20 protein-coding genes, 7 tRNA genes and 5 pseudogenes are annotated in these 18,140 nt (G+C 41.3%); 25 read left to right on the top strand and 7 right to left on the bottom strand.

Annotation, left to right across the window (positions count from 1 at the left end):
• Positions 1 to 87: 87 nt before the first annotated feature.
• The 9 genes from ACNFN4_RS18755 to ACNFN4_RS18795 all read left to right on the top strand — a co-directional run bounded on the left by ACNFN4_RS18755 (position 88) and on the right by ACNFN4_RS18795 (position 7,162).
• Complete coding sequence (locus tag ACNFN4_RS18755; RefSeq protein WP_003156182.1) at positions 88 to 909, top strand: STAS domain-containing protein; 822 nt, start codon at positions 88 to 90, stop codon at positions 907 to 909.
• A 4-nt stretch (positions 910 to 913) separates the two neighbouring features.
• Complete coding sequence (gene rsbS, locus ACNFN4_RS18760) at positions 914 to 1,279, top strand: RsbT antagonist protein RsbS (RefSeq protein WP_007609584.1); 366 nt, start codon at positions 914 to 916, stop codon at positions 1,277 to 1,279.
• A gap of 2 nt (positions 1,280 to 1,281) precedes the next feature.
• A complete protein-coding gene (locus ACNFN4_RS18765; RefSeq protein WP_003156178.1) occupies positions 1,282 to 1,683 on the top strand; it encodes an anti-sigma regulatory factor in 402 nt (133 codons plus the stop codon).
• A gap of 11 nt (positions 1,684 to 1,694) precedes the next feature.
• Entirely contained in the window at positions 1,695 to 2,702 is a 1,008-nt protein-coding gene (locus tag ACNFN4_RS18770; protein WP_007609589.1) for a PP2C family protein-serine/threonine phosphatase, read from the top strand.
• A gap of 63 nt (positions 2,703 to 2,765) precedes the next feature.
• Positions 2,766 to 3,095: an anti-sigma factor antagonist RsbV gene (rsbV, locus tag ACNFN4_RS18775; protein ID WP_003156176.1), complete on the top strand. Its 330-nt coding sequence runs from the start codon at positions 2,766 to 2,768 to the stop codon at positions 3,093 to 3,095.
• On the top strand, positions 3,092 to 3,574 hold the full coding sequence (gene rsbW, locus ACNFN4_RS18780; protein WP_007609591.1) for an anti-sigma B factor RsbW: 483 nt from the start codon (positions 3,092 to 3,094) through the stop codon (positions 3,572 to 3,574). The genes rsbV and rsbW overlap by 4 nt, the downstream gene beginning before the upstream one ends.
• Positions 3,540 to 4,328, top strand: a complete 789-nt coding sequence (gene sigB, locus ACNFN4_RS18785) for an RNA polymerase sigma factor SigB (protein WP_003156171.1) — start codon at positions 3,540 to 3,542, stop codon at positions 4,326 to 4,328. The genes rsbW and sigB overlap by 35 nt, the downstream gene beginning before the upstream one ends.
• On the top strand, positions 4,328 to 4,930 hold the full coding sequence (locus tag ACNFN4_RS18790; RefSeq protein WP_007410234.1) for a PP2C family serine/threonine-protein phosphatase: 603 nt from the start codon (positions 4,328 to 4,330) through the stop codon (positions 4,928 to 4,930). The genes sigB and ACNFN4_RS18790 overlap by 1 nt, the downstream gene beginning before the upstream one ends.
• A 72-nt stretch (positions 4,931 to 5,002) precedes the next feature.
• Positions 5,003 to 7,162 (top strand): Tex family protein, encoded by a 2,160-nt coding sequence (locus ACNFN4_RS18795; protein ID WP_448200389.1) that lies wholly within the window; start codon positions 5,003 to 5,005, stop codon positions 7,160 to 7,162.
• A gap of 9 nt (positions 7,163 to 7,171) precedes the next feature.
• Here ACNFN4_RS18795 and cmpA read toward each other — a convergent pair whose 3' ends face one another.
• Positions 7,172 to 7,285, bottom strand: a complete 114-nt coding sequence (gene cmpA, locus ACNFN4_RS18800; RefSeq protein WP_003156164.1) for a cortex morphogenetic protein CmpA — start codon at positions 7,283 to 7,285, stop codon at positions 7,172 to 7,174.
• 99 nt (positions 7,286 to 7,384) lie between these two features.
• On the opposite strand from cmpA, the gene ACNFN4_RS18805 reads away from it, so the two are divergent.
• The 13 genes and pseudogenes from ACNFN4_RS18805 to ACNFN4_RS18865 all read left to right on the top strand — a co-directional run bounded on the left by ACNFN4_RS18805 (position 7,385) and on the right by ACNFN4_RS18865 (position 11,754).
• Entirely contained in the window at positions 7,385 to 7,834 is a 450-nt protein-coding gene (locus ACNFN4_RS18805; protein ID WP_448200390.1) for a SprT family protein, read from the top strand.
• A 135-nt stretch (positions 7,835 to 7,969) separates the two neighbouring features.
• Positions 7,970 to 8,044 (top strand) — tRNA-Asn (locus tag ACNFN4_RS18810).
• Positions 8,045 to 8,048: 4 nt separating this feature from the next.
• Positions 8,049 to 8,139: transfer RNA gene (locus tag ACNFN4_RS18815), tRNA-Ser, on the top strand.
• Positions 8,140 to 8,158: 19 nt separating this feature from the next.
• Positions 8,159 to 8,233 (top strand) — tRNA-Glu (locus ACNFN4_RS18820).
• An 11-nt stretch (positions 8,234 to 8,244) separates the two neighbouring features.
• A tRNA-Gln gene (locus ACNFN4_RS18825) sits at positions 8,245 to 8,319 on the top strand.
• Positions 8,320 to 8,352: 33 nt separating this feature from the next.
• Positions 8,353 to 8,428: transfer RNA gene (locus ACNFN4_RS18830), tRNA-Lys, on the top strand.
• Between the two features lie 8 nt (positions 8,429 to 8,436).
• Positions 8,437 to 8,518, top strand: a tRNA-Leu gene (locus ACNFN4_RS18835).
• Positions 8,519 to 8,586: 68 nt separating this feature from the next.
• A tRNA-Leu gene (locus ACNFN4_RS18840) sits at positions 8,587 to 8,670 on the top strand.
• A 213-nt stretch (positions 8,671 to 8,883) separates the two neighbouring features.
• Positions 8,884 to 9,039 (top strand): annotated as a pseudogene (locus ACNFN4_RS18845) (tetratricopeptide repeat protein); the annotation flags it as partial.
• The gene (locus ACNFN4_RS18850; protein WP_448200391.1) at positions 8,996 to 9,124 is read left to right on the top strand and encodes a hypothetical protein; all 129 of its coding nucleotides are present in this window, start codon (positions 8,996 to 8,998) and stop codon (positions 9,122 to 9,124) included. The pseudogene ACNFN4_RS18845 and the gene ACNFN4_RS18850, both read left to right, overlap by 44 nt.
• Positions 9,081 to 9,199, top strand: a pseudogene (locus ACNFN4_RS18855) (IS1595 family transposase); the annotation flags it as partial. The gene ACNFN4_RS18850 and the pseudogene ACNFN4_RS18855, both read left to right, overlap by 44 nt.
• A gap of 746 nt (positions 9,200 to 9,945) precedes the next feature.
• Positions 9,946 to 10,312: pseudogene (locus ACNFN4_RS18860) on the top strand (BCCT family transporter); the annotation flags it as partial.
• 38 nt (positions 10,313 to 10,350) lie between these two features.
• The gene (locus ACNFN4_RS18865) at positions 10,351 to 11,754 is read left to right on the top strand and encodes an MFS transporter (RefSeq protein WP_021495073.1); all 1,404 of its coding nucleotides are present in this window, start codon (positions 10,351 to 10,353) and stop codon (positions 11,752 to 11,754) included.
• Between the two features lie 515 nt (positions 11,755 to 12,269).
• Here the strand turns inward: ACNFN4_RS18865 and ACNFN4_RS18870 are convergent.
• Positions 12,270 to 12,374: pseudogene (locus ACNFN4_RS18870) on the bottom strand (esterase); the annotation flags it as partial.
• Positions 12,375 to 12,601: 227 nt separating this feature from the next.
• Here ACNFN4_RS18870 and ACNFN4_RS18875 point away from each other — a divergent pair.
• Together ACNFN4_RS18875 and ACNFN4_RS18880 are read left to right on the top strand one after the other, a co-directional pair.
• Positions 12,602 to 12,976: pseudogene (locus ACNFN4_RS18875) on the top strand (cystatin-like fold lipoprotein); the annotation flags it as partial.
• A gap of 125 nt (positions 12,977 to 13,101) precedes the next feature.
• Positions 13,102 to 13,527 carry a MaoC family dehydratase gene (locus ACNFN4_RS18880; protein ID WP_017419214.1) on the top strand — a complete coding sequence of 142 codons (426 nt, stop codon included), beginning with the start codon at positions 13,102 to 13,104 and terminating at the stop codon, positions 13,525 to 13,527.
• Between the two features lie 262 nt (positions 13,528 to 13,789).
• Here the strand turns inward: ACNFN4_RS18880 and ACNFN4_RS18885 are convergent, their stop codons facing one another.
• The 3 genes from ACNFN4_RS18885 to ACNFN4_RS18895 form a co-directional block, all read right to left on the bottom strand.
• A complete protein-coding gene (locus tag ACNFN4_RS18885; RefSeq protein ID WP_015239219.1) occupies positions 13,790 to 14,131 on the bottom strand; it encodes an MmcQ/YjbR family DNA-binding protein in 342 nt (113 codons plus the stop codon).
• A gap of 2 nt (positions 14,132 to 14,133) precedes the next feature.
• On the bottom strand, positions 14,134 to 14,379 hold the full coding sequence (locus ACNFN4_RS18890; protein ID WP_267543755.1) for an AAA family ATPase: 246 nt from the start codon (positions 14,377 to 14,379) through the stop codon (positions 14,134 to 14,136).
• A 94-nt stretch (positions 14,380 to 14,473) separates the two neighbouring features.
• Entirely contained in the window at positions 14,474 to 14,917 is a 444-nt protein-coding gene (locus ACNFN4_RS18895) for an Rrf2 family transcriptional regulator (protein WP_021495071.1), read from the bottom strand.
• Positions 14,918 to 15,114: 197 nt separating this feature from the next.
• On the opposite strand from ACNFN4_RS18895, the gene ACNFN4_RS18900 reads away from it, so the two are divergent.
• The gene (locus ACNFN4_RS18900; RefSeq protein WP_448200392.1) at positions 15,115 to 15,753 is read left to right on the top strand and encodes an NAD(P)-dependent oxidoreductase; all 639 of its coding nucleotides are present in this window, start codon (positions 15,115 to 15,117) and stop codon (positions 15,751 to 15,753) included.
• A gap of 316 nt (positions 15,754 to 16,069) precedes the next feature.
• On the opposite strand, the gene ACNFN4_RS18905 is transcribed toward ACNFN4_RS18900, so the two are convergent.
• Positions 16,070 to 17,239: an MFS transporter gene (locus ACNFN4_RS18905; protein ID WP_022552636.1), complete on the bottom strand. Its 1,170-nt coding sequence runs from the start codon at positions 17,237 to 17,239 to the stop codon at positions 16,070 to 16,072.
• 73 nt (positions 17,240 to 17,312) lie between these two features.
• Positions 17,313 to 17,888: a TetR/AcrR family transcriptional regulator gene (locus ACNFN4_RS18910; protein ID WP_095273163.1), complete on the bottom strand. Its 576-nt coding sequence runs from the start codon at positions 17,886 to 17,888 to the stop codon at positions 17,313 to 17,315.
• Positions 17,889 to 18,140: the final 252 nt, after the last annotated feature.

Here is an 18,140-nt window from a genome sequence, read left to right on the forward strand (position 1 = left end):
TTTTTTGTTTTCGAAAAACATAAGCGCTATAATAAAGAGATAATCAAACAAAATTTGTTGTTTTGTGTCGGGAGGTCAGTGAAACCCATGTCGAATCAGAAAGTGTATCAGTTCATCATTGATCAGCATGATGAACTGCTTGATACTTGGACAGCCAAACTAAAAGAAGTAGGCAATCAGGAAGACTATCAGCTTACGAATCACATATGTGAAAATATTTGTAAAGACTATATAGACATTCTTTTATTATCGACTAAAAATGACGAGGCTACGGAAGAGCAGATCAGTGAGCTCGCACTGCGCGCCGTTCAGCTCGGTCTGTCACTGAAACTTCTTTCAGCCACCCTGTCAGAGTTTTGGAAACTGCTTTACGAAACGATGGTCGACCTTAATATGGCCGATCAGGACAGAGCAGATTTGATTTTGGAAATAGACAGCTTTTTCAATCCGATCAACACGGAAATTTTAAATCAGTATTCTATCTCCTGGGAAAAAACGGTTACTTTGCAAAAAATCGCGCTTCAGGAATTGTCGGCTCCGCTGATCCCGGTATTTGAGCATGTAACGGTCATGCCGCTTGTCGGGACGATTGATACGGAGCGTGCAAAGCACATTATGGAAAATCTGTTAAACGGCGTCGTGAAGCACCGTTCACAGGTTGTATTAATTGATATCACGGGCGTGCCGGTCGTTGATACGATGGTGGCGCACCATATTATCCAGGCGTCAGAAGCGGTGCGGCTTGTCGGCGCGAAATGCCTGCTCGTCGGAATCCGTCCGGAGATTGCGCAGACGATCGTTAATCTGGGAATTGATTTGTCGCAGGTTATTACGAAGAATACCCTTCAAAAAGGAATTCAAACAGCGCTTGAAATGACAAATCGAAAAATCGTTTCATTGGGGGAATAACATTGTGAGACATCCAAAAATCCCGATCCTGAAACTGTATAACTGCTTATTGGTATCCATCCAATGGGAACTTGACGACCAGACAGCTTTGCATTTTCAAGAAGATCTGCTGAACAAAATCTATGAAACCGGCGCAAACGGGGTCGTCATTGACCTGACATCCGTTGACATGATCGATTCATTTATCGCGAAAGTGCTCGGCGATGTCATCACCATGTCTAAATTGATGGGCGCAAATGTCGTATTGACGGGAATTCAGCCGGCTGTGGCGGTCACATTGATTGAACTCGGAATCTCACTTGAGGAAATTGAAACGGCGCTCGATTTAGAGCAAGGGCTTGAGACATTGAAGCGGGAATTGGGGGAATAGCGATGAACGACCAATCCTGTGTGAAAATCATGACAGAATGGGATATCGTAGCCGCTAGACAGCTTGGCCGCAACGTTGCGAAGGAATTAGGCTTCGGCACGGTGGACCAGGCCAGAATCACGACGGCTATCTCAGAATTGGCCAGAAACATTTACTTATATGCAGGCAAGGGCCAGGTCAGCATAGAACAAGTAAACGACAGAGGGAAAAAAGGCCTTAAAATTATAGCAGAAGACAAAGGACCCGGAATCCCCGACATCCGTAAAGTGATGGAAGACGGCTTTTCAACGTCAGGCGGACTGGGAGCGGGACTTCCGGGCGTCAAAAGGCTGATGGACGAATTCAGCCTGCAATCTGTTGCAGAGGAAGGAACAGAGATTCAAGCCGTGAAATGGCTTCGGTAGGAGGTTAGAACGTGGATTTCAGGGAGGTTATAGAGCAGCGGTATCATCAGCTGCTTAGCCGATATATAGCCGAATTAACAGAAACATCTTTATATCAAGCCCAAAAATTCAGCCGAAAAACGATTGAACATCAGGTTCCTCCGGAGGAGATCATCAGCATCCACCGAAAAGTAGTAAAGGAACTGTATCCGGATCTGCCGGAAGATGTTTTTCATTCGCTGGATTTTTTAATAGAAGTCATGATTGGCTACGGGATGGCTTATCAGGAACATCAAAGTCTGAGAGATATCCAGCAGGAGCTTCGTTCAGAAATTGAAATTGCCGCAAATGTTCAGCAGACGCTGCTTGGCACAAAAATTCCTGAAGAAGAAGATCTGGATATCGGGGCAATCAGCGTCCCCGCCAAACAGATGAGCGGGGATTATTATCACTTTGTCAAAGACAAGGAATCGATTAACATCGCGATAGCCGATGTCATCGGAAAAGGAATACCCGCCGCATTGTGCATGTCGATGATCAAGTATGCCATGGACTCTCTTCCGGAGACCGGCATTCACCCCTCCCAAGTGCTGAAAAATCTTAACCGCGTTGTAGAACAGAACGTGGACTCAAGCATGTTTATCACCATGTTTTACGCAAACTACAATACGAAAAATCACCAATTTACATATGCTTCTGCGGGGCATGAACCGGGCTTCTACTACTCTGAAAAAGAAAAAAAGTTTTATGATCTGGAGGCAAAAGGATTGGTGCTGGGAATTTCTCAGGATTTTGATTACAGCCAATATGAACAGCACATGGACGAAGGAGACATGATCGTTCTTTTTTCTGACGGCGTCACCGAATGCCGTACCGAAAACGGTTTCTTAGAGCGCAGCGACATTCAGCGCATGCTGGAAGAACATATGGACTGCTCCGCGCAGGATATGGTCAAAAATATTTACGACAGCCTGCTGAGACTCCAGGACTTTCAGCTTCATGACGATTTTACGTTAATTGTTTTGAAAAGAAAGGTTTAAAAAAACAGCAGCACGGGTAAAAAGCCATTAGCACGAGTAAGGATAACTTTCAGAGGTGATACGATGAATTTAACGGTAGATATGAAGGAGAATCTTTCAGATATACAAATCAATATCGCTGGAGAAATCGATGTATACTCAGCTCCGGTGGTTCGTGAAAAGCTGATGCCCCTGGCAAACGAGGGGAAGGACATGAGAATCTGCTTAAAAGATGTAAACTATATGGACAGTACGGGTTTAGGCGTTTTTGTAGGCGTGTTTAAAACGGTGAGCAAGGAAGGCGGCTCTCTGAAGCTTGAGAATCTTTCCGACCGGCTCGTCCGTCTGTTTGAAATTACGGGGCTTAAGGACATCATCGACATTTCGGCAAAGTCAGAAGGTGGCGTGCAATGAGTACATCAGTTGATTATATAGAGATGAAAATTCCGGCCGAACCGGAATATGTAGGAATCGTCAGGCTTACGTTATCAGGGGTCGCAAGCAGAATGGGCTATACCTATGATGACATTGAAGATTTAAAAATCGCTGTCAGCGAAGCTTGTACAAACGCTGTCCAGCATGCATACAACGATGAAAATAAGGGAGAAGTATCCGTGCGGTTCGGTGTGTTTGAGGATCGGCTGGAGGTCATTGTCGCCGATCAGGGAGACAGCTTTGATTTTGATCAGAAGCAGCAGGATCTCGGGCCGTACACACCTTCGCACACAGTCGATCAATTGTCAGAAGGAGGGCTCGGTCTGTATTTAATGGAAACGCTCATGGATGAAGTCAAAGTTCAAAGCAACTCTGGCGTAACCGTGGCGATGACAAAGTATTTAAATGGGGAGCGAGTTGATCATGGCACAACCATCAAAAACTACGAAACTAACTAAAGATGAAGTTGATCGGCTCATACGCGACTTTCAAACACATGATAATAAAGAAGCCCAGGAAACACTCGTCGAGGTGTATACCAATCTCGTCGAAATGCTGGCAAAGAAATATTCAAAAGGAAAAAGCTTTCACGAAGACCTCCGCCAGGTCGGAATGATCGGACTTCTCGGAGCCATCAAACGGTATGATCCCGAGGTCGGCAAATCCTTTGAAGCATTTGCGATTCCGACCATCATCGGCGAGATCAAACGCTTCCTCAGAGATAAAACATGGAGCGTACACGTTCCGAGACGGATTAAAGAACTCGGGCCGCGCATTAAAATGGCGGTGGATCAGCTGACGACAGAGACGCAGCGGTCGCCGAAAGTCGAAGAAATCGCAGCCTTTCTCGATGTGTCAGAAGAGGAAGTGCTTGAAACGATGGAGATGGGAAAAAGCTATCAGGCGCTTTCTGTCGATCACAGCATCGAAGCGGATGCGGACGGAAGCACCGTCACGATTTTAGATATCGTCGGTTCGCAGGAGGAAGGATACGAACGCGTCAACCAGCAGATGATGATCAAAAGCGTGCTTCATGTGCTGTCCGACCGCGAAAAACAGATTATCGATCTAACATTTGTGCAAAATAAAAGCCAAAAAGAAACAGGGGACATTCTCGGAATATCTCAAATGCACGTCTCGCGCCTGCAGCGGAAAGCGGTGAAAAAACTGAGAGAGGCCTTGATTGGAGATCCCTCCATGGAGCTAATGTAATGATTCAGGTTGAAGAAAATGAACATGTTCAAACTCTTGTATACCAATTAAATAAAGAAGGCAAGTCCATATGCGGCGACAGCTTTTTTATGAAGGCGAATGAAGAAGAATTAGTTTGCGCGGTAGCGGACGGTCTCGGCAGCGGATCTCTTGCCAATGAATCCTCGTCAGCCATTAAAGACATCGTGGAAACGTATGCGGATGAGGATGTGGAAAGCATCATTGAGCGCTGCAATCAAGCGATGAAAAACAAAAGAGGGGCGACTGCCTCCATCTTAAAAATCAATTTCATCAAAAGGGAATTGACATACTGCTCGATCGGCAACGTCCGTTTCTTCCTGCACTCCCCATCAGGCGAAGTCTTTCATCCGCTGCCGATTTCGGGTTACCTCTCAGGCAAACCGCAAAGATACAAAACGTATACGTCATCATACGAAAAAGGGGCGAGGTTCATCATCTACACGGATGGGCTTGAGGTTCCGCATATCCGCACCTGCTTAAAGCAGGGACACTCAATAGAAGATATATCAAAATCACTTCATCCGTACACAACATCCAGACGTGATGATTTGACCTATATTCTAGGGCAGCTTTTATCGTAAGGCTGCTTTTTTTATGTTCCGCCGTTTTTTGATACACTAGAGAAAGAATGAAGAGATGGAGGCTTTTGTGATATGGAAACGTTAGCCCTTTTGAAAAAACAAATTGCTGAAGAAACAGCGTTATCCCAAAAACATGTCGAAAGTGTCATCCGCCTGCTGGAAGACGGCAATACCGTCCCGTTTATTGCGCGGTACCGAAAAGAGCAGACCGGCTCAATGGACGAGGTGCAGATTCAGGCAATCTCCGAGCGGTGGCAATACATACAAAACCTGACGCAGCGGAAAGAAGAAGTCATCAGATTGATCTCAGAGCAGGACAAGCTGACGGAAGGGCTGAAGCAAAAAATCGAACAAGCGGTCAAGCTTCAGGAAGTCGAGGATTTATACCGTCCCTTCAAACAAAAACGGAAAACAAAAGCCACCGTCGCCAAAAGCAAAGGCCTTGAACCGCTTGCGGACTATATTCTTTCTCTCCCGAAAGAAAACCGTCTTCACGACATCGCTGATCAATATATCAGTACAGAAAAAGAAGTCGCTTCAAGAGAGGAAGCCATTGAAGGCGCGAAGCACATCATAGCCGAACAAATCTCGGATGATCCTCATTTCAGAAAGTGGATCCGCCAGGAAACGTATAAAAAAGGAATTCTCACTTCCGCGGCAGGCAAGTCAGCCGCAGATGACGAGAAAAACGTCTATGAAATGTACTACGAGTACGAAGAGCCGATCCAAAAGGTCGTTCCTCACAGAGTGCTTGCGATGAACCGCGGTGAAAAAGAAGGCATTTTAAAGATTGCGATCGAACCGCCCGCCGATCAGATAAAAACTTATTTAGAAAAGCAAATCATCAAACACCGTGAAACGCCTGTGAAAGAAACGCTGAAAGAAGCCATTGAGGACAGTTACAAACGTCTGATCCAGCCGGCTATTGAGCGCGATATCCGCAAAGAGCTGTCAGAAAAAGCAGACGCGCAGGCGATTCATATTTTCGCTGAAAACCTGCGTAAGCTCCTGCTGCAGCCGCCGATGAAGGGGAAAGTTGTGCTCGGCGTCGATCCGGCCTTCCGTACGGGGTGCAAACTGGCAGTTGTTGATGAGACGGGAAAAGTGTTGAAAATCGACGTCATTTACCCGCACGCTCCCGTAAAAAAGACAGCGGAAGCCCGGAAAAAAATCAAAGAATTGCTGGACCGGTACGAAGTCGAGGTTGTGGCGATCGGAAACGGCACGGCATCACGGGAGACAGAGCAATGCGTCGTTGATGTGCTGAAAGAAACAGAGCGGGACATTTATTATGTCATCGTCAATGAGGCCGGAGCAAGCGTGTATTCGGCGTCAGAAATCGCCCGTGAAGAATTTCCGGATTTTCAGGTCGAAGAGCGCAGCGCCGTCTCCATCGCGCGGAGATTGCAGGACCCGCTGGCCGAGCTTGTGAAAATCGATCCTAAATCCGTCGGCGTCGGGCAATACCAGCATGATGTCAGCCAAAAGCATTTAAATGAATCACTCCGTTTTGTCGTAGAGACCGTCGTCAACCAAGTCGGGGTGAATGTCAATACAGCATCAGCCGCGCTGCTTCAATATGTAGCCGGGTTATCCAAAACCGTTGCCGGCAATATCGTTAAAAAAAGGGAAGAGCTCGGAAAATTTACAAATCGCAAAGAGCTGAAAGAAATCCCGCGTCTCGGCGCAAAAACATATGAACAGTGCATCGGCTTTTTGAGAGTGCCCGGAGGACCGGAGCCGCTCGACCGCACCGGGATACACCCGGAAAGCTATAAAGAGACAAAGGCGCTGCTCAAAAAACTGCAGCTCACTGAGGATCAGATCGGAAGCGCGGACGCAAAAGAGAAAATCAGCGCAATGCCGCTGTCTGAAACGGCTGAAGAGCTCGGTATAGGGGAAATTACGCTTGCGGATATTTGCGGGCAGCTGACAAGGCCGGAGCGAGATCCTCGTGACGAAGTGCCGAAGCCTTTACTGAAAAAAGACGTTCTGCAGCTTGAGGATTTAAAGGAAGGAATGGAATTGCAGGGCACCGTCCGCAACGTTGTAGACTTCGGCGCTTTCGTCGATATCGGCGTCAAACAGGACGGGCTTGTGCACATTTCAAAACTGAGCAATCAATACGTCAAACATCCTCTCGACGTCGTATCGGTCGGAGACATCGTCACCGTATGGGTCGAAGGAGTGGACGTGCAAAAAGGCAGAGTGTCGCTGTCTATGGTAAAATAAAAGCACTGCTTACGAGCAGTGTTTTTTTCTGTAGAAATACCAGCACTGATTCAGCAGTTTGATTTGGTAATTATCCTTTTCTAAAAACGCTTTTTGCATTTGTTTCATCAGCCAATTCGGCATGGCTCATTCCTCCTCAGCTTTTAGTTAGAGGTCGGTTTTAACTCATTGTATGCGAACGGTGAATTGTCCCGTTCAATGTTTTTAAAGCGGGGTGCACTTATGGATAACGAACAACTTCAAAAGCTGACGGAGGACATCTCTGCACAAGATTTCGGAAAGCCGTTCCGTCACAGAGCCTTCTTCAATGACCGGCTGAAAACGACAGGCGGCCGGTACATGCTGTCTTCCCATAACATCGAATTAAACCGCAAATATCTGATCGAACACGGGCAGAGCGAGCTGATAGGAATCATCAAACACGAGCTGTGCCATTATCATCTTCATCTTGAGGGAAAAGGGTACAAGCACAGAGACAAAGACTTCAGAGACCTGCTTCGGAAAGTCGGAGCGCCGAGATTCTGCACGCCGCTGCAAACCAAAAAGACACAAAAGAAAACATATATGTATAGATGCGCGGCCTGCGGCCAACAGTATATAAAGAAGCGGGCAATGAACCCGGAAAGATATGCCTGCGGAAAATGCAGAGGGAAAATCAAAAGAATTTTTTAAAAAGGCTTGACTCATTTTAATGTTCTATGTTAAATTATAAAAGTCGTTGAGAGACAACGACACTTTCTTAAAAAAATAAATGTTGCTTCTTGACACAATATGTCGCATCATTTATAATAAAGAAAGTCTGATTATTCCACAGTAGCTCAGTGGTAGAGCTATCGGCTGTTAACCGATCGGTCGCAGGTTCGAATCCTGCCTGTGGAGCCATTATGGAGAAGTACTCAAGTGGCTGAAGAGGCGCCCCTGCTAAGGGTGTAGGTCGCGTAAGCGGCGCGAGGGTTCAAATCCCTCCTTCTCCGCCAGATAAGTTCTCAACCAGACGGCCCGTTGGTCAAGCGGTTAAGACACCGCCCTTTCACGGCGGTAACACGGGTTCGAATCCCGTACGGGTCACCATTTACCTTCGTTGGGCTATAGCCAAGCGGTAAGGCAACGGACTTTGACTCCGTCATGCGTTGGTTCGAATCCAGCTAGCCCAGCCATTTTATTTAAAATTTTTGAATCACTTTTAGAGCGAGCCATTAGCTCAGTTGGTAGAGCATCTGACTTTTAATCAGAGGGTCGAAGGTTCGAGTCCTTCATGGCTCACCACTTGTCACGCGGGTGTGGCGGAATTGGCAGACGCGCTAGACTTAGGATCTAGTGTCTTACGACGTGGGGGTTCGAGTCCCTTCACCCGCACTTTCTTTTCAAAGTGCTGATCATCATCACTAGCTTATATGCTTAGTGGAAAGACAGCTTCATAGCACGCGGTCGTGGCGGAATGGCAGACGCGCTAGGTTGAGGGCCTAGTGGGTGAATAACCCGTGGAGGTTCAAGTCCTCTCGGCCGCATTAATGATACCAAGGGTTTAACCACCTTTGGTATTTTTTTGTGCTTATTTTTAAATGATCTACTGCCCACAAACTGCCCACTTACCTAAAGTAAGTCATCTGCAGTAGACATCGCATAAATATTTTCATCATTTATAGGTAGTTATTAATGCCACAAACTCCAATTTGCAAAAGCAGAGAAAGTGCTGCTAAGCAAGGAAGAATACCAAGACTTCGAGGAAAATGTTTGCTGATGTTGAAAATTTTTCGATTGAAGTCGCTGATTATTTTCATGAACGAGGAAGCTTAATGCTCTCTACGAAAATTAAAAAAGGGGAGATTATTGATGAAAATCAGCCGGTGTCTATTGGCTGCAGTGATTTTAGGTAGTGTATTTTCAATAACTTATTTGCAAAGTGATCAAAATACTCAAAGTATCTGGACAATACTTTGCTTGGTTCTTATTTGTCGATAGTCGCCGTAGCGAAAGCACTAAACAACACATTAAAGAGATTCTTTTGATATGACGGACACATATGACAGTTTGTGATTGTCAAAATTCAATGTTTAATCCTTGTTCAACTTACCCAGTTCAGTTAAAAGTTTGTTAAAATTGTGATAAATGTATGAAAGGATTAAATGTTCATGTCGAAACATTTGGATTACAGGGAAGGGGAAACAAATACATGTCGATTTACCAAAAATAAAACCATTACCTAAGAAATGTTTCTTTATTTACAGCTGGATTTAAAAAATAATTTTGTTAGGTGTCATGCAATAAATTCAATTGTCGGTGATTGGCCTGTTTAAATGCATCCATTATTTCATACCCGGTGCTACTTATTTCTGTTGTAGTCTGTATACTGATTAATAGGTAAAGAAAGTCGAAAAGGTATACGAAATTCTTCATACAAATTAAAGTTTTGAATGAAAGAGCAGGATTACTCCTGCTCTTTTTCTTTCTAATTGGGCTAGGTTAAACGCAGACGGTTATTCCTTGGGAAAAACAAAAAAATTTCTTCTATCCATTGACTAGCTTGGCTTTAGCCGGGTTTCTATCACCCTGTTGGGCTTGTCAGATTTTAAAAAGGTATGCTACGTTTATAGTGTTTTGTTTCACCTGATTGCGGGGTAATAAAGATAGAATCAGTAAATAATTCTTAGGAACGACCTCAATCTTATAATAAACATATTGGAAGACGTAATGGAAGAACTAAAATATAGGTTTAGGATCCTTTGAAGAAATAAAAGTTTTTTTTCGATTGTGATAATATTCACAATAGAGCTGTATGAAGGGGAATCATTTCTCCAAATAGTCTGCAGAAAATACCAACCACAGCCCACGGATATATCACTAACCGCTTTGGCTGGTATTATCTGTTGGATGTTTCTCTTTTTGTTGCTTTTTGTATTATTTTTAGTCCAATCGGCAAAAATAAGTTAAGGAAACCAGCGAAAAAACTGAATTTCATCCTTCTTTCCTGGTTTACAATGTTATTTGGCGCTGATATGGATATTCGTCTAGTCTTTTAAGGTACAGTTGAACCAATCATCCACTATGCCGTTAGCTCTCCATCAGGTGAAACAGAAACCCCCAGACTTTTAGAGAAGCATTACGCTATACATTCTGGGACTGCATGCTTGGACCGTTTATACGCTTGTATAATGTGGATTTGATAATTAAGGAGTCGATATTATTAAATGAAGTTTAACAAGAAAAAAATTAACGTTGTAGACATTCAAAAAGCGAAGAAAAGCGTGTTTGCTACAGGGATAGGAAACGCGATGGAATGGTTTGATTTTGCTTTATATTCTTATTTGGCAGTTATTATTAGTAAAAACTTTTTCAGTCCGGTTCAAAACGATGAATTAAAGTTAATATTTACTTTTGCTACATTTGCAATTGCCTTCTTACTTAGACCGGTAGGCGGAATTATTTTTGGTAAAGTGGGTGATAAATTTGGTCGGAAAATAGTATTAACAATTACTATTTTAATGATGGCTTTATCTACTTTAATAATTGGTGTGCTTCCTACCTATGACCAGATTGGTGTATGGGCCCCTATATTATTACTCTTAGCTCGTATTCTGCAAGGTTTTTCTGTGGGTGGAGAGTACGCTGGTGCAATGGTATATATCGCAGAATCTTCTCCAGATAATAAACGTATAAGGTTAGGCAGCGGTTTAGAAATCGGCACATTATCTGGTTATATAGTAGCGTCTGTTTTAGTTACAGTACTTTTCTGGACTTTATCTGATGTTCAAATGAATAGTTGGGGATGGAGAATTCCTTTCTTCTTGAGTATTCCAATAGGATTATTTGGTTTATATTTGAGAAGTCATTTAGATGAATCACCAATCTTTGAAAATGACATCTCTGAAAACCAAGAACAACAACCAGGTTTATTAGAAGTCATTAAAACATATAAAAAAGATATCTTTTTATGTATCGTATTTGTGGCATTTTTCAATATAACCAATTACCTATTGTTAGGTTATATGCCTTCTTATTTAGATGAGAACCTTGGTATAAGTGATAATATAAGTACACCGGTTACAGCAATTGTATTGATTATTATGGTACCGTTCGCTTTAACTTTTGGTAAATTGGGAGATAAATTAGGAAATAAAAAAGTTATAACAATTGGATTAGTATTAGGAATTGTATTTTCGATTATCTCTTTTCAATTTCTTAATATGGGGAGTCTAATATTCTTATTTATAGGACTTTTAATGTTAGGTATTGTATTATCTGTATACGAAGGTACTATGCCAGGATCTTTACCTACGTTGTTCCATACTGACATTAGATATCGAACATTATCCTGGACATTCAACTTATCAGTTTCTATTTTTGGTGGAACAACACCTTTAGTTGCTTCTTGGTTAACCCATGTGACAAGAAACAATTTGGCGCCGGGTTTCTATTTATTGGCAGTTAGTTTAATTGGCTTAATAGTTGTGTTAACCTTATTTAAAGATACTTCAGGTAAATCTTTAAAAGGTTCTTACCCAACAGTTGCTTCTAAAGCTGAGTTTCAAGAGGCTGTTGAAAATCCAAAAGATTCACTATGGTGGAAAATGGAACAAACAGAAAAGGAATGAAAAAAACATCCATTTAATTGACCGGCTACTCGAAATACAGACTCAGAATAAGCTGGGATTATCCGAGCAGCAATGACTGCAGCTCTTTTATATTCTGGAGGGCTTACTGCTTTGCAAAAGCAGCGTTGCTATTCTCGATCGTCATTATTTTATTGGTTGTGTCCTAATAATAAAACATTGACGCAAGAACGAAGAGAAATTAAAAGGTCCGAGCAATACAGCAAAATAAGAAATAAGAAGCTTTGTTATGCCAGTTCTTCTCCCGAAGGAGAGCTGGCTTTTTATTTTCTATATGGGGCCCAAAGCAGAAAACGAGAACTTGTACGCTAACTAATAATCCTATTGTTTTTATCAACAGCCCGATTTAAAAGCTCATCAAAAGTTCCATTATTCCAACGTGAATATATTTGCGATAAGTTATTGAATCAATAATACGATCCACTCAATTATTTGAGTGGATCTGTTTGTTTTTTATTTATTTGCAGCAGTCTCTAAGTGACGAAACAATAGATGAATTAAAACCCTTTACGCAGCCAGGTTGCGGCAAGATCAATTGCTCCGCGCGCAGCTTCAGTTTTAGCTAAGGCGTTGAGCATCACGAAATCGTGAATGATACCTAATGAAGTATTTGATAAAACCGGTTGTAATGAAGAAGAAATTAAAAGTTATAACAAGGAAATTCGTAATTTACTTAACATGCTGACAACTGAGCAATAGTTTTATGAATATAGATGGAGGGCCCTGCGGGTGAATAACCCTTGGAGGTTCAAGTCCTCTCGGCCGCATCAATGATACCAAGGGTTGTAGACGCCCTTGGTATTTTTTTTTGCGGAAAATTCATCTGTTACTGTATAGTAGGCCGTATGATTTGTCAGTCACCTTCATCCTTCTGTTGACTGCGTGCGGCGGTAGTAAATATGATAATGCAATTAATGAAGTGATTAAGCAGGAGAAGAAAGTCAGAAAAGAAATGCGAGCAGATTCAGATGAGTACAAAAGAGATAACGCCATAATTCGTGTATATGATGACGGGAAGTTTATTCAACTTGCGTTTTATCAGCCAGAAGAAAGTTCTCGCAAGCTTACTGCTTATTCTTATTATGAGAAGCTTGGAGATTCTTATGAGGAAATGACACATATGCCGGGTGATGGTGATGGCGACCGCCTTGGTCTTTATAAGAAAACACCTGATTATAAAGAGGTTAAAAGCAAGGAAACAAAAACAATGTGCTTGTTCATTCCTGATAGGGGAACGATTGTTTCACCGTTAAGTTGTTGTGTGAGAGCCAGTATGTTAAAATGCTACGTAGATTTAATAATAAAGTTTAGATTCAAGGAGATTTATTTATGAAGTTGGATGAATTTACCATCGGGCAAGTTTTTCAAACTAAATCTTTTGAATTAACAAAAGAGAATATAATGAATTTTGCAGAAGTGTATGACCCACAATACATGCATTTAAATGAAGAAAAAGCAAAAATGGGCAGATTTAATGGAATTATTGCTTCTGGAATACAAACGTTATCTATTACGTTTAAGCTTTGGATTGAAGAAGGGTGTCATGAAGACGATATTATTGCTGGGACAGGAATGAATAATATAAAATTCCTAGCACCCGTTTACCCTAATGATAAACTGCACACTATTGTTAAGGTTATTGATAAAAAACCAAATAAAAGCCAGACGGGGATACTTACTGTATTGTTATCTACCTATAATCAGAAAGAGGAAAAAGTGTTTGAAGGTGAGTTATCAGTATTAATGAAACGCTAAATGACCTTTGTGGCATATCATCGTCACCTTTCATTTTTATAGGTGTCTGGATGAAATAAGCAATCATCTTAATGAATTGAGTGGACTTTGTTCTGCTCTTTTTTTATTTGTTCAACCTATGTCAAGAAACAAAGGACTAACAATAACGAAAAAATCATCTCGTAAATACGAATTTAAACATTGCTGCCTTGAGGTTTTTTGCATATTCCTCTGTATCATTGCACCGGATGAATATCTATAATAAGCGTTCTATCCCTCGATGTTATGTTTCCTTTTTACTTTTTGGTTTTGTCAGTTCAAAGCTGTACTTTACCATGTCATGGATTTGGTGCTCTGGGAGTCCCTCATCTAAGGTAAGAGTATTCCAATGCTCCTTGTTCATATGGTATCCGGGCTTGATCTCTTCAAAAAGACCACGTAGAAAATCAGCCCTTTCAGGTTCGCATTTAAGGTTGACACATAAGTGTTCGTCGCGAGTGAAGATAAGTGCAAATATTTTCTTATTCCCTTTGTGCCGAATTGCAGTCCAACCATCTCCAAAAGGATGGTCTTCATAAGAGTTTGGAAAGGTTAGACAGTAATCTTTTATTTCATCATAATTCATTATCAATTCACTCCATACCTCATTATTTTTATATACAGAACATATTCGTTCAAACTAAGATTTGCGGTTTCTTTTATACCATCCGAGATTTCCTCAAGTCTTTGTTTGAACTTAGCTTCTGAACCTTGAGTTGTTGGATAGTAATACTCACGCCCTATTAAAGAATCTGGCATCGTGTGCATTGTCGTTAATTTTTCCTCTGTATCATGAGCATATTTATATCCCTTACCGTAATCTAAATCTTTCATCAAAAGGAGCAGACTTTATGTCTGCTCTTTTTTTGTTCATGAAAAAGCCATTTTTCTTATCCCCAGTCTGATAAAAGATTTTCCGTGAAATCATTTAACAATTATTGGTCAATTTTTCTTTTTCAATAATATCCTTTACCACATCCTCAATTGTGATATGCCCAAGAGCTTTTTCCAAGGCAGATTGGGCGATTTCAAATATTGGACCAATTGTACTTTGAATGTTCCGGCCTACAGGACATTGAGGATTGGGATTTTCATGTATACTAAACAATTCTTTATCTTGAACAACATGAACTGCTCTATAAACATCAAGTAAGGTGATTTCAGTTAAATCCCTCGCTAATTCAGCTCCTGCAATACCTGGCCGAACTTTTACTAAACCTGCTTTTTTCAGCATCCCCATAATTTTTCTTATGAAGGCGGGATTTGTATTTACACTTCCAGCTAAAAATTCAGAAGTGCTAATTCCGTCTTCATTTATTTCAATAAGAGCCAATATATGAATTCCTACAGCAAAACGGCTGCTAATAGACATGATTTCTTCACCATCCTAATTACGTTACACTCTTTATAGTACACTTGTAACTGAATGTATTACAAGTTCTTTTACTCTAATATGCTCAATTAACAAGATGATAAAAGTATTGACAAATAAATAAGGTGTAACTAAAATTATTACATGTAATCAATATGGTTACATTTAAAATTTTGAATGATTAGGAGGACTTTAAATTGAAAATTGGAATCATTGGTGCAACCGGAAAAGCTGGAAGTCTTATCTTGAATGAAGCGGTAAGCAGGGGACATGAAGTAACTGCAATTGTAAGAGATGCTGCAAAACTTAAAGAGGAAAAGATTTCAATCATTGAAAAAAATATAATTGATCTTACATCGGATGATCTAAAAAAGTTAGATGTAATAGTTAATGCCTTCGGTGCTCCATTAGGAGAAGAACAGGCACATGTAGATGCTGGCCGGGCATTAATTAGGGCATTAAAAGGAACGGGTACAAGAGCCGTAATTGTAGGTGGAGCAGGGAGTCTTTATGTAGACGAAAATAAAACTGTCAGTGTAATGGATACACCTGATTTCCCGGAGATTTTTATTCCAACAGCTAAAGGCCAAGGTCGTAACTTGCAAGAACTAAAGGAAACTTCTGATATTAACTGGACATTTATCAGTCCTTCAGCGGTATTTGACCCAGACGGGAAAAGAACTGGATTTTATCAGTCAGGAAAAGATCATCTTCTTGTGAATTCGAAAGGCGAAAGTTATATCAGCTATGCAGACTATGCAATTGCAGTATTGGATGAAATTGAAAATCCAAAACATATAAATGAACGCTTTACAGTTGTTGGAGAAGCTGAATAAGTGATTGAGTAGAAACAAAGGGGTACCATTAGTGTCATCGCTAATGGTATCTTTCTTCTAAGAATGTACGGAGACATTGAAAACTTTGCAATCAGAGCAGCTGATTTATTCGAGTTGAGGATAGAGTAGGTGCTTAGTGAGTTGGACCAAAAAAATATGTATAAATAGCTCTGACTAAAACCTTTGTGGGTTAGTTAGAGCTTTTGTAAACCCACTCGTTTTCGTGAGTGGGCTTTTTTAAAATACATCTATCAACATGATTAAGGGGACCGTCAAAACTCCTAAATTACAGAAGTTTATTTTCATGATAGTTTAATCATAATGTCACTTTCGAATAATATCGATTAAACTTGATTGAATAGATCAAGACATAAATAACGATTAGTGCGGCAAATGTGTTTAGAACAATTAATGAGTGATTCAAGCTAAAGAAACTGGTCAAAATGCCGACTCCAATTGGAGGGATAATGAATCCGGAATAAGCGCACAAATAAAATGCTGATATTACTCTCGGTCGTTCTTCCGGCTTAGGCAGCTGTCCGGCAAACCTTAATGCTGCTTGGAACGACCAACCGGCGCCGACCCCTTGGATAAGCATTCCAATCCAGAGCATCCATAAATCGCCTGTCTGTCCGGAGAAAACAATGATCCACGGACCGATGGCCAGCAATACAATTCCGATGCGCATTCGCTTAACTGGATTCTGTACCCACGGGAAGAATTGTATCAAGGCAGCCACGCCTAAGAGTATGAACACCAACACACCTGCTAATGAGAGATTAGAGGAGTGAATGACGTTTTTGACATAGGAAGGAATGACGGAAAATACGATTCCGCCTAACATGAAGAATGTAAAAGCCGGAAGTCCAATAAATGAAATAAAATGGGTTCGTATATTTTCCGGTATACCGAGCGAAATTTTTGTATTCAGCGGTTTTGGTTCTTCTTTAAGACTCGGTAACATTTCCAGAAGTACCAAAGAACTTAATAGCATGGCAAGCAAAAGCCAAAATGGCATTCGAAGCGGCTGAACCTGCACATATTGCAACACTAGACCGGATATAGCCGGACCCATGCCGAATCCAACGTTTACGAATACTCCCGATAACTTAATAGCAGTACTTAGATGCTGGCGAGAGGTTTGTGATAATAAAAATGTGGTGGCCGTTCCTGTAAAAGCGCCATATGCAATGCCTTCCAAAATCCTTGCCGCAAATAGCATCCAGACGTTCTGGCTCCCTATGAAAAGCAACGTTGACGCGATGGATAGCCAGATGCTTATGCGAAGGACCTTCTTTAATCCCCAGGTGCTCCCCTTGGCTCCTACGATTAGCAAGGTCGGAACCAAGATAACGGCATAAACAGCAAACAACATTGTAATCTCTAGGCTGCTCATTTGATAGTGACTCCCGTATATAGGGAATAATGATGAAATATAAGTGGCTCCGCAAGACATCATCAGAATAATCCAAAACATTCTCTTCATCTTTCGTTCTCCTCGCATTTTATTAGTAAATCCGTTTTATTTGAGAATGATCGTTCTCAATAGGGTAAAAAAATTATTTCTTTAAAATGGATAATGTCGTATCCACGATCTGCTCTAATTTATCTCTGTTATCTGTTGTCTTGATCATCACTCGAAGCCCGATTAAAGCATTATTTATATATTGGGATAGTAATTCCGCGTTTAGCATCTTATCGAGTTCTCCGGACTGCTGACCTGCCTCAATGAGTTCACGGATTAGTCGCTCTGTATCGGTTAATCGTTGATCTACCCAATCCTTACATTCGGAATCATGCAGAGCCAGTTCAACTGCTGTGTTTACGATCAAACATCCTTTAGGGTATTCGCCTTCTCCTCTAGTAATGACTCTATCGAACAACTGCCGGATTGCTTCAACCGCAGTAAGATTCTCTTTATTGATTTTTTTCTCCGACTGCAGTTGAGTGTAACGGTTTAAAGCCTTAATGTATAACGAATGCTTATCTCCGAAGGTATCGTACAAACTTCTCTTGTGCACTCCCATATGGTTGACTAAGTCTGTCATGGAAGTTTTCTCATACCCTTGTTCCCAAAATAAACGAACGGCTTTAAGCAGTACTGCATCTTCATCAAATTCCTTGGTTCTAGCCACTAAATTCCCCTCCTTGTGATGGCAATCATAACATATTGAGAACGATCGGTAAAGAATAATTATGATCCATTCCTCTTCTTATCTTTAGAACGATCCTGTCATTTTGTCATAAATGGGGTCAATCTAAGATTGGGAAAGATCAGTTTCAAAAGATTCTTTTTTTCTTTAAAACGGTGGCTATTTTAAGATACATTGCACCAATGACATGACATGTAACTTTTTGGAAATGAAAAAACTACTCCATTTTTACTC

This window comes from Bacillus sp. N1(2025), from assembly GCF_053470005.1.

What these genes read in the sequence shown, in the direction of transcription:
- ACNFN4_RS18755 (WP_003156182.1), top strand. Translation starts at nt 88, where the DNA reads ATGTCGAATCAGAAAGTGTATCAGTTCATCATTGATCAGCATGATGAA.
- ACNFN4_RS18765 (WP_003156178.1), top strand. Translation starts at nt 1,282, where the DNA reads ATGAACGACCAATCCTGTGTGAAAATCATGACAGAATGGGATATCGTA.
- rsbV (WP_003156176.1), top strand. Translation starts at nt 2,766, where the DNA reads ATGAATTTAACGGTAGATATGAAGGAGAATCTTTCAGATATACAAATC.
- rsbW (WP_007609591.1), top strand. Translation starts at nt 3,092, where the DNA reads ATGAGTACATCAGTTGATTATATAGAGATGAAAATTCCGGCCGAACCG.
- sigB (WP_003156171.1), top strand. Translation starts at nt 3,540, where the DNA reads ATGGCACAACCATCAAAAACTACGAAACTAACTAAAGATGAAGTTGAT.
- ACNFN4_RS18790 (WP_007410234.1), top strand. Translation starts at nt 4,328, where the DNA reads ATGATTCAGGTTGAAGAAAATGAACATGTTCAAACTCTTGTATACCAA.
- ACNFN4_RS18795 (WP_448200389.1), top strand. Translation starts at nt 5,003, where the DNA reads ATGGAAACGTTAGCCCTTTTGAAAAAACAAATTGCTGAAGAAACAGCG.
- cmpA (WP_003156164.1), bottom strand. Translation starts at nt 7,285, where the DNA reads ATGCCGAATTGGCTGATGAAACAAATGCAAAAAGCGTTTTTAGAAAAG.
- ACNFN4_RS18805 (WP_448200390.1), top strand. Translation starts at nt 7,385, where the DNA reads ATGGATAACGAACAACTTCAAAAGCTGACGGAGGACATCTCTGCACAA.
- ACNFN4_RS18850 (WP_448200391.1), top strand. Translation starts at nt 8,996, where the DNA reads ATGAAAATCAGCCGGTGTCTATTGGCTGCAGTGATTTTAGGTAGTGTA.
- ACNFN4_RS18865 (WP_021495073.1), top strand. Translation starts at nt 10,351, where the DNA reads ATGAAGTTTAACAAGAAAAAAATTAACGTTGTAGACATTCAAAAAGCG.
- ACNFN4_RS18880 (WP_017419214.1), top strand. Translation starts at nt 13,102, where the DNA reads ATGAAGTTGGATGAATTTACCATCGGGCAAGTTTTTCAAACTAAATCT.
- ACNFN4_RS18885 (WP_015239219.1), bottom strand. Translation starts at nt 14,131, where the DNA reads ATGAATTATGATGAAATAAAAGATTACTGTCTAACCTTTCCAAACTCT.
- ACNFN4_RS18890 (WP_267543755.1), bottom strand. Translation starts at nt 14,379, where the DNA reads ATGAAAGATTTAGATTACGGTAAGGGATATAAATATGCTCATGATACA.
- ACNFN4_RS18895 (WP_021495071.1), bottom strand. Translation starts at nt 14,917, where the DNA reads ATGTCTATTAGCAGCCGTTTTGCTGTAGGAATTCATATATTGGCTCTT.
- ACNFN4_RS18905 (WP_022552636.1), bottom strand. Translation starts at nt 17,239, where the DNA reads ATGAAGAGAATGTTTTGGATTATTCTGATGATGTCTTGCGGAGCCACT.